This is a genomic window from Georhizobium sp. MAB10 (assembly GCF_045012825.1).
Lineage (GTDB): Bacteria > Pseudomonadota > Alphaproteobacteria > Rhizobiales > Rhizobiaceae > Georhizobium > Georhizobium profundi.
Window position 1 is genome coordinate 3,291,762 of sequence record NZ_CP118314.1, and the last position, 12,429, is coordinate 3,304,190.

Genomic DNA, 12,429 nt, shown 5'->3' on the forward strand with positions numbered 1-12,429 from the left:
GATCCGAGAGATTTTATTGCGAGTTTGCCGATGGGCTCGGAAAGTTATTCTTGCAGCCTGTCACGAAAAAGGAGGCCACGCACCGCGCGGCCTCCCCCAAATCTGTGTCGTTTGGCCTGGATCAGCGGCTGAACTTGGCGATCAGGCCCCAGATTGCCGGCACGATGGACGCTGCGAGCGCAGCCTTGATCAGGTCCGGCACGATGAACGGAACGACGCCGAACTGCCAGGACTGCTCGGCACCGATCAGCAGTGCCAGCCAGGCAAAGCCCATGGCGAGCATGACGACATCGGCCACAACGATCGCACCGAAGAACTTGAAGGGGTTGCGGTCCCAGCCGCGATCCGCTGCCCAGCCAACGATTGCCGCCATGACGACGAAACCGGCGAGGTAGCCGCCGGTCGTGCCGAGCATGTAGGCGATGCCGATGCCCTTCTCTGGCGTGCTCTGGAAGACGGGCAGGCCCATGGCGCCTTGGGCGAGATAGAGAACGAGCGTCGCAACCGCGAGGCGCATGCCGAAGGCTGCGGCAATCAGGAAGATGGCAAGCGTCTGCAGCGACAGGTCGACCGGTCCGAACACGACCTTGGCCTTGGCGGAAACCGTCAGGAGCAACGTGCCGGCGACAGCTAGCATGATCTGCGCAACGATGCGGCCGGTGCCGGACTGCGGCAACGCGGTTGAAACGAGAGAACGGGAGGTCAGTGCGGTTGCCATGAATGGTTCCTCATGCAAATGGGCTTGAGCGTCGATCGCCGAATACCGTGACTCCTCCTATATTGTGAAGGGCGAGGAGCGGCAACCATCCTCCCCGAAGGCTCCCCGAAAGAACGCTGATGGCCCTCACCTTCGATACCAAATTCGAGCCCGCCCATGGGACGCCCGTGCCGGTGGCGGATGGTGTCGTCAGGATCACCGCACCGAATTCGGGGCCCCTCACCTTCCACGGCACGAACAGCTACATCGTCGGAACGGAGACGCTGTGCGTTATCGATCCGGGTCCCGAGATCGAATCGCACTACCAGGCCCTCATCGCCGCAATCGCCGGCCGGCCGGTCAGCCACATCGCCGTCAGCCACACCCACCGGGATCATTCGCCGCTGTCGCGGCGCCTTGCGAGCGACACCGGCGCGATGGTGGTTGCCGAAGGACCGCACCGGGCCGCACGCCCGCTCTATCTCGGCGAGATCAATCCGCTCGAAGAGGCCTCTGACATGGAGTTCATGCCCGATCTCTCGCTCGAAGATGGTGCGGTGATGGATGGCGACGGATGGCGCCTGACGACGATCCACACGCCTGGCCACACGGCCAATCATGCCGCTTTTGCGCTGGAGGATGGCGTGGTGTTTTCGGCCGACCACGTGATGGCGTGGGCAACGACCATCGTCGCCCCGCCCGACGGGGCAATGTCCGATTTCATGGCCTCTCTCGATCGCATGCTGGAACGCGACGACCGCCTCTATTTGCCGGGCCATGGCGGCCCGGTGTACAAGCCTCGCGCGTTTCTCAGAGGGCTGAAGACCCATCGGCGGATGCGCGAAACGGCGATCCTCGAGCGGGTCCGACAAGGCGACCGCACGGTCGCCGATATCGTGGCGGTGATTTACCGGGACACAGACAAACGGCTTCACGGCGCGGCCGCTCTCTCCGTGCTCGCCCATTTGGAAGACCTCGTGGAGCGCGGCGCCGTCACCACCGACGGCCCCCCGGCCATCGATGCGATCTATCTGCCGGCCTGATGCGTTACCGTGTACCGCGCGGCATAAAGCAACCCTGATGCGCATCGCCGGCATGCAGATCGTGATGATCGAGACCGGAGATGACCCCGGACATGCGGTTTCGAGAGCGATATTCGATCACGCGAGGTGGGCTGCGGAAATCCCCGAAATACTCCGATCCTACTCTTCGCGACCCGTTCCATCACGATCGCCTTCATATCGTTTGGCAAGCTGAAACGGCGGCAGCCACGACTCACGACGGATGGTCCAGAGTTCGTAGGTCGGGATCAGTTGGTCGGTATCGTCGAGAACTCCGAGGCTCACTTCAATCTCGTCCGCGCTGCGAGCGAAAACGGACGACCCGCAGCGAGGACAGAAGAACCGCCCAGCATAGCTTTGTGTTTCGCCCTCGACAGACACTGCATCTTGAGGGAAAATTGCAGATGCATGGAACAGAGCGCCATGATGCTTGCGGCAGTCGCGGCAGTGACAAAGACCAATTCGGTAGGGTTCTCCCGAAGCCACGATCCGGACATTGCCGCACAAGCACCCACCTGTGAACCGATTCATGCATGCGTCTCCTGATGAAATCGGATCACCAACATTCCTTTACATCGCCTAGCGACGCGATGCTAATCGACCGCGACGCCCAGCAGTTCGGCATCCAACGCCGTCAGGAAGCGCTCGATCGTGCGTGCGTTCAACCCCAGATCATGCCCGGCGTAGCGCGTGGAGGACCGCATGTCGACGCGCGTCGTTTCCGCTTCCTCGATCAACCGGATGACGACGTCGGACTTGATCGCGAGCACCGGCGTGGAGGCCTCGCCCTGGATCACCACCCGCGAAGGACGGAGCAAGGGCGCGGCAGAAACGGGGTCGCGCGGCGCGGGCATGGGCAGCGGCGGGTTCAGGATTTCGGGCGGCGGCGCACTGCCAACGGCGCTCTCCTCGATCTCTTCTTCGTCGAGAGGTTCGAGCAATTCAGGGGTAACGACCGGATTGAAGCCGTCTGTCTCGACGATCGCGATACCTCGCTGGTCGAGCACGGTCGCAACAGCCGTCGACACACGGTCGATCGCGCCTTCATAGCGGCGACCGGTCAGCTCCGGATAGGCGGCGGCCCGTACCGCCAGGGTCGGCTCCTGCCGAGGCGGCACCATCCGGGACAGCCAGCTTCGCACGAACACCGGCTCGCGCAGAAACTGTGGCTCGTCGACGCTGTCGGTCGAAATGTCGTGCAGATAGGGCTTTTCGATGAACTGGGCCGCTCCGATCGCCGATGGGATGACCACCGCCAGCGCCAGCATGATGCCCCAGAAGGACGATCTGCCCCCCTTGGCGCCGACGGACCATAACCGCCATAAGCCGATAAGCCCGAGCAGCAACGCGACCGCGGCGAACACCAGGGACAAGCCGGCAATGGCGACGAAATTGTCGGTCTGCAGCATGCCGAAGCGCTGGCCCGTCGCGGCGAAACCGAAGAGCAGAATCGCGAACACGCCCATGCGGCCAGCCCACGCCCCGCTTCGCGACCGTGGCCGTTCATATCGCACCGCCGTCCGGATCAACTGCTTCTCCTTGCCTGCCCCTGTCTGCTCTTATCCGACTCCCGCCCATCGTGTCAGCCACATGCAAGCTCTTGCTGCCACAGTTAAGCCAAGCTTTGCAGAAATGTTTGAAGGCGTAGGCGAAAGCTTGCGGGGCGGGCTGGTTTGTTTAGGTACGGAGAGACCTATGGGGACCGTTATCCCGTCGGCTGCGGCCGGCGTTGCCGCTAGTTCAGCACCCTTGTTGCCGCGACCGCGGCGCGACTACGCCCTCGATCTTCTCGAACTTGAAATGGCGCTCGACAGTGCACAGCCAGGTGCTAACGGGTTCGCCGACAGTGTCCGCGAAGTCACGCGGGCGCTTGGCGGCACCTACCTGTTCGATCTGCCGGCTTCCGGTATTCTGGACGGCAAGCAGCGTATCGCGGCCCTCAGCATGCCGATCGGAGCGGGCGGCACGATCGTCTTCGTCGTTCTCAGCGAAGACGGCTCGTCGGTCAGCGTCGACATGGTCACGGAGGAAACGGCAGATCTTGCCCGCTTCGCCGAAGCTTTCTTGACGCTTCACCAGCATTTTTAAGCCCGACACACACTTTTACACGGCAATAGCGGTCTCCAAGCGGTCGCAACGGCATATTTCCGTTCATTTTGCGGGGCGCTGGTGCTATGTGCCGCATCACTGACTCCCCGACGCCTCCACAGCGCCGCTGAGCCCATCTCTGTGGCTTGCCGAACACCGACCGGCCGGCCCGCTCTGCTCTATTCGGGTGCGCTCCATTGAACGTTACGTCCATCACTGCCGATCCCACGATCCTCGCGCTGAAATGGGGCGATCGATACGGGGCCGACTATGTCAACACGCTCTACCGGGCCGCTGAGAGCCAGATGGGCGGGCGAAAATTCCGCTTCCTGTGTTTCACGGACCAGACCGGCGGCCTTTTGAACACGATCGAAACGCGCCCAATCCCTGATATGCCTATCGACCGATCAGTCTGGACGCACGGCATGTTTCCCAAGCTTTTGATGTTCATTCCCGACATCCTGGCCAAGGGAACGCCGGTCCTCTTCCTCGATCTCGATGTCATGATCACCGGCAATCTCGCGCGCATGTTCGATCGCATCACCTCTGTCGGTGGGCTTCACGTCATCCGCGAATGGAATCCGACGATCTGGCGTGCGCTGCCCGTCAACTGGCGGCCGAACCGGGGCTCGAATTCATCTGTGGTAGGCTTTCGCGCGGGCGAGCAGACGCATCTCTGGTCGATGTTCAAGCAGGATCCGGACGGCGTGATGAGACAATATCACAACGACCAGATCTTCATCGATGCGCATGCCAAGGGTCGGCACTATTGGCCGAACTCCTGGTGCGGCAGCTTCAAGCGGCATTGTGCCTGGCACTGGCCGCTGAACTATGTCTTCACCACCCCTGCCCGCCCGCGAAACTTCAGCGTGCTGACCTTCCACGGGCGCCCGGACTACCACTCGCTGCTTCTCGAAGACGGCGCAAAGCGGTGGGGCACGGAATGGCGCTTCGGCACCAAGCCTGTGTCCTGGGTGAAGGACTATTGCGACCGCTTCCGGTCGCTCTGATACGCTCTGCCGTTCTAGGATGTCGCCGGGGCACCTAGTGCGACACCCCCGGCTGGATCGAAGCGTGGCGACTATTCGGCCTGTGCGCCGCGGATCGAGGCTTGCGCTGCTGCAAGCCGTGCGATCGGAACGCGGAACGGTGAACACGACACATAGTCGAGCCCCGTTTCCTCGCAGAACGTGATCGACGACGGATCGCCGCCATGTTCGCCGCAGATGCCGAGCTTGATGTCCGGCCGACGGTCCCGTCCCGCTTTCGAGGCGATTTCAACGAGCGCGCCAACACCGTCGATGTCGATGGACACGAACGGGTCCTGCTCGATGATGCCCTTCTGCTGATAGGTCTGCAGGAAGGTGGCGGCATCGTCGCGCGAAATGCCGAAGGTCGTTTGCGTCAGATCATTAGTGCCGAAGGAGAAGAACTCCGCGGTCTCGGCAATCGAGCCGGCGCGGATCGCTGCGCGCGGCAACTCGATCATGGTGCCGACCAGATAGTCGAAGCGGGCACCGGTTTCCGCCATCACCTCTTCGGCGACGGCATCGATGCGCGCCTTCACGAAGTCCAGTTCGCTCTTCAGGCCGACGAGCGGCACCATGACTTCCGGCACGACCATCTCGCCCGCCTTGCCGGCAGCTTCGACGGCCGCCTCGAAGATCGCACGCGCCTGCATCTCGGCAATCTCGGGATAGGAGATTGCCAGGCGGCAGCCGCGATGGCCGAGCATCGGGTTGAATTCGTGCAGCGCCTCGACGCGTTCACGCAACAGGTCCTCGGCAACGCCCATCGCCTCGCAGACTTCCGCGATTTCTTCGTCCGTCTTCGGCAGAAACTCGTGCAGCGGAGGATCGAGAAGCCGGATCGTCACCGGCAGGCCCGCCATGATGTCGAACAGCTCGACGAAATCGGAACGCTGCATCGGCAAGAGCTTGGCGAGCGCCTCGCGGCGACCTGCTTCGTTGTCGGCGAGGATCATCTCGCGCATCGCGACGATCCGCTTGCCTTCGAAGAACATGTGCTCGGTGCGGCAAAGCCCGATGCCTTCGGCACCGAATGAACGCGCGGCTTTCGCGTCTGCAGGCGTTTCGGCGTTGGTGCGCACTTTCATGCGCCGCGCCGCATCCGCCCATTCCATCAGCTTACCGAAATCGCCGGAAAGTTCCGGCTGCAGCATCGTTACCTTGCCGCGGATGACCTGGCCGGTCGAACCGTCGAGCGTGATGACGTCGCCCTTTTTCAGCAAGCCTGATGGCGTCTGGATCGTTTCGGCCTTCATGTCTACGCGGATGCCGCCTGCACCCGATACGCAAGGCGTTCCCATGCCGCGGGCAACGACAGCCGCGTGGCTCGTCATGCCGCCGCGTGTCGTCAGAATGCCTTCCGAGGCATGCATGCCGTGGATATCCTCGGGGCTCGTCTCGATGCGCACGAGGATCACCGGACGGCCTTCCTTGGCTTTGGCGACGGCATCTTCGGAGGTGAACACGATCTCGCCCGTCGCCGCACCCGGCGATGCCGGCAGGCCTTTGGCGATCACATCGCGGGTCGAGCCCGGATCGATCGTCGGGTGCAGCAACTGGTCGAGCGAAGCCGGATCGACGCGGCAGACCGCCTCGTTCGGCGTAATCACGCCTTCCGCCGCCATATCGACGGCGATTTTCAGCGCAGCTTTCGCGGTGCGCTTACCGGATCGGGTCTGCAGCATCCAGAGCTTGCCGCTCTCGACGGTGAACTCGACATCCTGCATGTCGCGGTAATGCGCTTCCAGCCGATCGCAGATCGAGGTGAACTCGCGGAACGTGTCGGGCATCAGCTTCTCGAGCGATGGCTTGTCGGAGCCCGATTCGATGCGCGCCTGCTCGGTTAGGTCTTGCGGCGTGCGAATGCCGGCCACGACGTCCTCGCCCTGCGCATTGACGAGGAACTCGCCGTAAAGTCGCTTCTCGCCGGTCGATGGATTGCGCGTGAATGCGACGCCCGTGGCCGAAGTGTTGCCGAGATTGCCGAACACCATCGCCTGCACGTTGACGGCCGTGCCCCAGGCTGCGGGGATATTGTGGAGCTGGCGATAGGTGATCGCGCGCGCGTTCATCCAGCTCGAAAAAACCGCGCCGATCGCGCCCCAAAGCTGGGCGGATGGTTCCTGCGGGAACGGTGCGCCCGTTTCCTGCTCGACCAGTGCCTTGAAGCGGGTGATCACGCCTTGCCAGTCGGCGGCGGTCATATCCGTGTCCAGCTCGTAGCCAAGCGTTGCCTTGGCGTCTTCAAGGATTTCCTCGAAGTGCTCGTGATCCACGTCGAGAACGACGCTCGAATACATCTGGATGAAGCGGCGGTAGCTGTCATAGGCAAACCGCTCGTCACCGGAATTCTTGGCGAGAGCGATGACCGTCTCGTCGTTGAGGCCAAGATTGAGGACGGTGTCCATCATGCCCGGCATGGATGCGCGCGCGCCGGACCGCACGGAGAGGAGGAGCGGCTTTTCCAGGCCACCGAACTCACGGCCAACCGAGCGGCCAACGGATGCCAGAGCGGCATCGACATCGGCCTCAAGTGTTTCCGGATAGGCTTTGCCGTGGTCGTAGAACCACTTGCAGACCTCGGTCGTGATGGTGAAACCGGGGGGCACGGGAAGGCCAAGACCGCACATCTCGGCGAGATTGGCGCCCTTGCCTCCCAAGAGATTGCGGTCGGACGCGCTGCCCTCAGCCTTGCCGTCGCCGAAACCATAGACCCACTTTGCCATCCAGCTTCTCCCGTTGGACGTCGAACCGTCTGCAGTGCGCTTATAGAATATCGGCGCCGGAATAAACGGTGTCTTTGGTGGTGTGCACCATCGTCTGAAGAGAAGACCTGGATGACACTGGCCGCTCAGGCGCGGGCAAGCGCCCTTGACCGGAAGAACGACTCGACCTTGGCGGTCGTGTTGGTCGACCGCTTGAAGATCACGCCGATGCGCTGCGGCGATCGCCAGACGATGCGGCCCTGCAGCCAGCCAAGCTCCGGCGCGTGAATATCGATCTCATCGCCCTTGTTGAGCGAAGCATAGGCGCTTATCCGAATGGATATTCCCGTGCGCGACAGATCGAAGGCACGGCCGCGATGAGCGCGCTCGCCATGCCTGATTTGGACATCAAAATCGCATCGCCGTCGCGGCTCGCGCCGCTGGTCTGGAAGCATCATGCTCTCCGACAACCACCGCTGACCAGGGTGTATCGTGCCGGAGCAGGTGTTGCGCTTCAGGAAATGCGAAGGCTCAAATTGAAGCGATCAGCTCGCTTCGCGGATTTGCTCGGCTGTTTCGAGGTCTACGGACACGAGCTGGGACACGCCCTGCTCGGCCATGGTTACGCCGAACAGCCTGTTCATGCGCGCCATGGTGATCGGATTGTGGGTGATGAGGATGAAGCGGGTCTCGGTCGATGCCGCCATCTCGTCCATCAGATTGCAGAAGCGCTCCACATTGTGGTCGTCAAGCGGTGCATCGACCTCGTCGAGCACGCAGATCGGCGCCGGGTTGGTCAGGAACACCGCAAAGATCAGCGCCATTGCCGTCAGCGCTTGCTCGCCGCCGGACAGCAGGGTCATGGTCTGCGGTTTCTTGCCGGGCGGCCGGGCGAGAATTTCGAGCCCAGCCTCCAGCGGATCGTCAGATTCGACGAGCTGGAGCTCCGCCGTCCCACCGCCGAAGAGATGGGTGAACAAGCGGCGAAACTGCTGGTCCACCACCTCGAATGCGGCCAGCAAACGCTCGCGGCCTTCGCGGTTGAGGCTCTGGATGGCGCCCCGCAGCTTGCGGATCGCCTCGATCACGTCCTCCCGCTCGCCGACGATCTGATCCAGCCGCTCAGAAAGTTCCTGGCTTTCCGCCTCCGCCCGAAGATTGACGGCGCCGAGCCTTTCGCGATCCACCTTCAGCTGCTCCAGCCTTCGGTCGGTCACCAGCGCGTCGGGCAATGGCTGGTCATGACCAAGCCCGGTATGCCGGATGGCCTCGTGCGGATGGCAGCCGAGCGCATCGCGGATGCGCGCCTCGATCTCCTCGCGTCGTTCCCGCGCGGCGTGCAGGCGCTCTTCCGCTCGCCCGCGCTCCTCGCGCGAGGAAGCCAGCGCGGAAAGCGCATCATTGGCAGCCTGATCGAGCTTCTTCTGCCTTGCGTCGGCCTCGTTCAACCGGTCGCGCGCCTCGCGCCGCAGCCTCTCGGCTTCCTTTAATTGCCCAAGAAGTGCCACCCGCTTTTCGTCCAGATCGTCGGGTGATGCATCAAGCGTCGCGGCCTCGGCGCTTGCTTCTTCCTGCCGCTTCTTGAGCTCCGCGATATGGGCTTCGGCGCCCGCCGCGCGTTCCATCCACGCCTTGCGGTCGCCGTCGATCGCCTCGATGCGGCGTCCGCGGGCTTCTTTTTCCCGCAACCCCGCATCGTGCCGCGACCGCGCCTCGGCCGCGGCCGTACGGCCTTGTGCCAGCACGAGCGTTGCGGCGGACAAGCGTTGATCGAGGGCCGACAGATCCGGCGCCTCGGCAAGCTGCGCCCTGGCTGCCGCCAGCGCTTCGCTCAGTTCGGCGAGCGTGGCGGATGTCTGCGCATGGGTTTCATCGAGCACCGCCTTGCGGCTCGCGAACTGGCCGGCGGCACGCTCGGCGTCCCGCGATGCGTCGCGGGCACGATCGACCTGCCGTGCCATCTCGTCGCGCTTGCCGCGCAGGAGTTTCATCGCTTCCGTGGCCAGCTGGACAGCAGTCTTGGCGGCATCGAACGCAGCCTCCGCCTTCTTGACCTCCTCGGAGGCGGCAACCGCCTCGGCATCAAGCTCGGCCAGCCGATTTTTTTGCTCGAGCCTGAGTGCCGCGGCCGTCGGCGCGTCCGCGCCGGCCACAAAACCATCCCACCGCCACAGAGCGCCGTTGCGGGTCACGATCCGCTGCCCGGGCTTCAACAGTGCCTGAATACGCGGCCCGTCCGAGGCTTCGACGAGCCCCACCTGCCGCAGCCGTCGCGCCAGCGCCTGAGGTGCATCGACATGGTTTGCGAGTGACCGAACGCCTTCCGGCAGATCTCCGTCAGCCTCCCCCTCGCCCGTGAAACGCCAATGGGCGGGCGCGCGCTCGTCGAGCGGCTGGTCGAGATCGTCACCAAGCGCCGCTCCAAGGGCTTTCTCGAAGCCCCGGTCCACCCGCATGCTTTCGACGGCGGCTGGATAGGCGCCACTGCCCGCTCCGCCTGCCAGCATCTTGCGGATCGTGCGCGCCTCGGTTTCGATGGCATTCAGCGCAGCGCGGGCCTTGTCGAGAGGGCCGCGCATCTGCGGCTCGCGCTCGCGTGCCTGCTCCAGCGCGGTTTCCGCGTCGACCAGTTGCAGCCGCAGGGTCTCCGCCTCTGCCAGCACGGCCTCCAGCGCCTGCCGTTTCGCTTCCGGATCGGGCAAGCCTGCGATCTTCGCGTTGATCTCGTCGCGTTCCTTCTCGATGGAACGCAGTTGCCCGGCCGTACGGGCTTCCCGATCGGTCAGGTCGCGCAGGCTGCGCTCCTGCTGGTTGCGCGCCGCTGCAGCCTCTGCCCGCTCGGCGGTGATTCCCGCGACGACCGATTCAGCTTCCGTCAAGGCAGTCGCAGTCCGTTCGACCGCCGCTCTCGCCTGTGTTTCGAGATCGAAGGATGCGGCAAGCGACGATTTCAGTTCGGCCTGCTCGGCGTCGAGCTTTGCGATTGCGCCCTTGTTGTCGCTGATGAGCGCTTCTTCACGGGCGATGTCGCGAACGAGTTGTGCCAACCGCTGCTGCAGCTCTTCGCGGCGCCGCTTGATGCGATCGACTTCGGCGTCGAGCTGCGTCCTAGCAATTTCGAGCCGCTGCAGCGCAGCGCCTGCCTTTCCAGCCGCATCGCGCAATTCGGGGATCCGGTGCGCGCCGATCGCCTGCGCCTTCACCGCTTCCATCTGCGCCTGCGCCCGCTCGGCCACCGTGCTCGTCGCCTGCGCAAGAACGGACTGGGCTTCGCCCTCGGCCTTCTTGTCGCCTACCCACCGGATATGCAGCAGCGTCGCCTCGGCGGCGCGGATGTCGGCGGACAGTTGCTTGAAGCGGTTTGCCTGCCGCGCCTGTCGTTTCAGGCTGTCGATCTGGCTGCGCAATTCACCGGTCACGTCGTCCAGACGTTCGAGGTTCGTCTCGGCTGCCCTCAAGCGCAGCTCGGCCTCGTGGCGGCGCGAATGCAGGCCGGAAATGCCGGCTGCCTCTTCCAGAAGCTGGCGGCGGGCCTGCGGTTTGGCCTGGATCAACTCGCCGATGCGGCCCTGCCCCACCATGGAAGGCGAGCGCGCGCCGGTCGAGGCGTCGGCGAAGAGCAGCTGCACGTCCTTGGCACGCGCTTCCTTGCCGTTGATACGATAGACGGACCCCGCCTCCCGCTCGATGCGCCGCGTCACCTGGATTTCGTCGTGGTCGTTGAAACCGGCCGGTGCCGTGCGGTCCGAATTGTCGAGGTGGAGGCCAACTTCAGCCGTGTTGCGTGCCGGGCGATTGCCGGATCCCGAGAAGATCACGTCGTCCATGCCGGACGCGCGCATGTTCTTGTAGGAGTTTTCGCCCATCACCCAGCGGATCGCTTCCACCAGATTGGACTTTCCGCAGCCATTCGGGCCGACGACACCCGTCAACCCGCGCTCGATGATGAATTCGGAAGGCTCCACGAAGGATTTGAAGCCGATCAGGCGAAGCTTGGTGAACTTCATCCGTCACGGTCCCGCAAGACGAGCGCTGCCATCAAAGAAAAAGGCGGACGCGCGAGCGCATCCGCCTTTTCCGGGAATGAAATTGTGCGGTCAGAGATTGGCGTCGATGATTGCGGACATCTGCTCAATCGACATGTTCCCGGCATAGCGCTCGCCGTTGATGATGAAGGTCGGCGTAGACTGAACTTGGAATTCCTCTGCGGCTTTCTGCCTGACGGCATTCACATCATCCAGAAGTTCCTGGTTCGTCAAGCAAGCCTCGAAGGACTCTTGTGTAAAACCGGCCATCCGCGAAATCTGAAGCAGGGCGCCGCGCGCATCCTGTGCAGCAGCCCAGCTCGACTGTTGTTCGAAAAGCATGTCGACCATCGGGAAATACTGTCCCTCTGGCGCGCAGCGAGCAAGCATCGCACCGGCGGCAGCGCGCGGATCGAAGGGGAAGTCGCGCACGATGAAGCGCACTTGGCCGCCGTCGATATACTTCGTCTTCAGCGCATCGAAGGTCTCGTTATGGAACGACGCGCAGTGCGGGCAGGTCAAAGACATGTATTCGACGATGGTTACCGGCGCATCGGCCTCGCCCAGAAACATCTCGGGCAGCGGGCCTTCCTCGAGCACGGCTTCCATATCGACGCTGCCCTGCGATGCAGGCGCTTCGACGGCAGCGGCCGAACCGGTGTCGGCCTGTGCGAGCTCGATCGGCGCTTCGTTCGTCGCCGTCTGCGAGTTGGCTTCATCGGCGCAGGCCGCGACGGCGAGCGCCATCAGGCTCACGGCGGCGAGGCGCGCGATTGTCTGGCGCTTGGCGGTTGGCGTCGCGATGCGGTTCGTCATGAGGCAATC

At 63.6% G+C, this 12,429-nt stretch carries 10 protein-coding genes; 3 read left to right on the forward strand and 7 right to left on the reverse strand.

The window, feature by feature from the left end; translation table 11 throughout:
• Positions 1-121 precede the first annotated feature (121 nt).
• A complete protein-coding gene (locus tag PU133_RS15755; RefSeq protein ID WP_404862456.1) occupies positions 122-718 on the reverse strand; it encodes a biotin transporter BioY in 597 nt (198 codons plus the stop codon).
• Positions 719-837: 119 nt separating this feature from the next.
• Here PU133_RS15755 and PU133_RS15760 point away from each other — a divergent pair, with 119 nt between their 5' ends.
• A complete protein-coding gene (locus PU133_RS15760; protein WP_404862457.1) occupies positions 838-1,740 on the forward strand; it encodes an MBL fold metallo-hydrolase in 903 nt (300 codons plus the stop codon).
• A gap of 159 nt (positions 1,741-1,899) precedes the next feature.
• Here PU133_RS15760 and PU133_RS15765 read toward each other — a convergent pair whose 3' ends face one another.
• Together PU133_RS15765 and PU133_RS15770 are read right to left on the reverse strand one after the other, a co-directional pair.
• Entirely contained in the window at positions 1,900-2,289 is a 390-nt protein-coding gene (locus PU133_RS15765) for a GFA family protein (protein ID WP_404862458.1), read from the reverse strand.
• Between the two features lie 62 nt (positions 2,290-2,351).
• A complete protein-coding gene (locus PU133_RS15770) occupies positions 2,352-3,224 on the reverse strand; it encodes a DUF1499 domain-containing protein (RefSeq protein ID WP_126011108.1) in 873 nt (290 codons plus the stop codon).
• A gap of 286 nt (positions 3,225-3,510) precedes the next feature.
• On the opposite strand from PU133_RS15770, the gene PU133_RS15775 reads away from it, so the two are divergent.
• Positions 3,511-3,846, forward strand: a complete 336-nt coding sequence (locus PU133_RS15775; protein WP_404862459.1) for a hypothetical protein — start codon at positions 3,511-3,513, stop codon at positions 3,844-3,846.
• A 197-nt stretch (positions 3,847-4,043) separates the two neighbouring features.
• Positions 4,044-4,856, forward strand: coding sequence for a hypothetical protein (locus PU133_RS15780; protein WP_404862460.1), 813 nt, complete (start codon positions 4,044-4,046; stop codon positions 4,854-4,856).
• A 71-nt stretch (positions 4,857-4,927) separates the two neighbouring features.
• Here the strand turns inward: PU133_RS15780 and ppdK are convergent, their stop codons facing one another.
• The 4 genes from ppdK to PU133_RS15800 all read right to left on the reverse strand — a co-directional run bounded on the left by ppdK (position 4,928) and on the right by PU133_RS15800 (position 12,420).
• Positions 4,928-7,600, reverse strand: a complete 2,673-nt coding sequence (ppdK, locus tag PU133_RS15785; RefSeq protein ID WP_404862461.1) for a pyruvate, phosphate dikinase — start codon at positions 7,598-7,600, stop codon at positions 4,928-4,930.
• Between the two features lie 125 nt (positions 7,601-7,725).
• The gene (locus tag PU133_RS15790) at positions 7,726-8,037 is read right to left on the reverse strand and encodes a PilZ domain-containing protein (RefSeq protein WP_126011112.1); all 312 of its coding nucleotides are present in this window, start codon (positions 8,035-8,037) and stop codon (positions 7,726-7,728) included.
• Positions 8,038-8,124: 87 nt separating this feature from the next.
• Positions 8,125-11,586 carry a chromosome segregation protein SMC gene (gene smc, locus PU133_RS15795; protein WP_404862462.1) on the reverse strand — a complete coding sequence of 1,154 codons (3,462 nt, stop codon included), beginning with the start codon at positions 11,584-11,586 and terminating at the stop codon, positions 8,125-8,127.
• A 90-nt stretch (positions 11,587-11,676) separates the two neighbouring features.
• Positions 11,677-12,420 (reverse strand): DsbA family protein, encoded by a 744-nt coding sequence (locus PU133_RS15800; RefSeq protein WP_245451334.1) that lies wholly within the window; start codon positions 12,418-12,420, stop codon positions 11,677-11,679.
• Between the last annotated feature and the right edge of the window lie 9 nt (positions 12,421-12,429).

What these genes read in the sequence shown, in the direction of transcription:
- PU133_RS15755 (WP_404862456.1), bottom strand. Translation starts at nt 718, where the DNA reads ATGGCAACCGCACTGACCTCCCGTTCTCTCGTTTCAACCGCGTTGCCG.
- PU133_RS15760 (WP_404862457.1), top strand. Translation starts at nt 838, where the DNA reads ATGGCCCTCACCTTCGATACCAAATTCGAGCCCGCCCATGGGACGCCC.
- PU133_RS15765 (WP_404862458.1), bottom strand. Translation starts at nt 2,289, where the DNA reads ATGAATCGGTTCACAGGTGGGTGCTTGTGCGGCAATGTCCGGATCGTG.
- PU133_RS15770 (WP_126011108.1), bottom strand. Translation starts at nt 3,224, where the DNA reads ATGGGCGTGTTCGCGATTCTGCTCTTCGGTTTCGCCGCGACGGGCCAG.
- ppdK (WP_404862461.1), bottom strand. Translation starts at nt 7,600, where the DNA reads ATGGCAAAGTGGGTCTATGGTTTCGGCGACGGCAAGGCTGAGGGCAGC.
- PU133_RS15790 (WP_126011112.1), bottom strand. Translation starts at nt 8,037, where the DNA reads ATGATGCTTCCAGACCAGCGGCGCGAGCCGCGACGGCGATGCGATTTT.
- smc (WP_404862462.1), bottom strand. Translation starts at nt 11,586, where the DNA reads ATGAAGTTCACCAAGCTTCGCCTGATCGGCTTCAAATCCTTCGTGGAG.
- PU133_RS15800 (WP_245451334.1), bottom strand. Translation starts at nt 12,420, where the DNA reads ATGACGAACCGCATCGCGACGCCAACCGCCAAGCGCCAGACAATCGCG.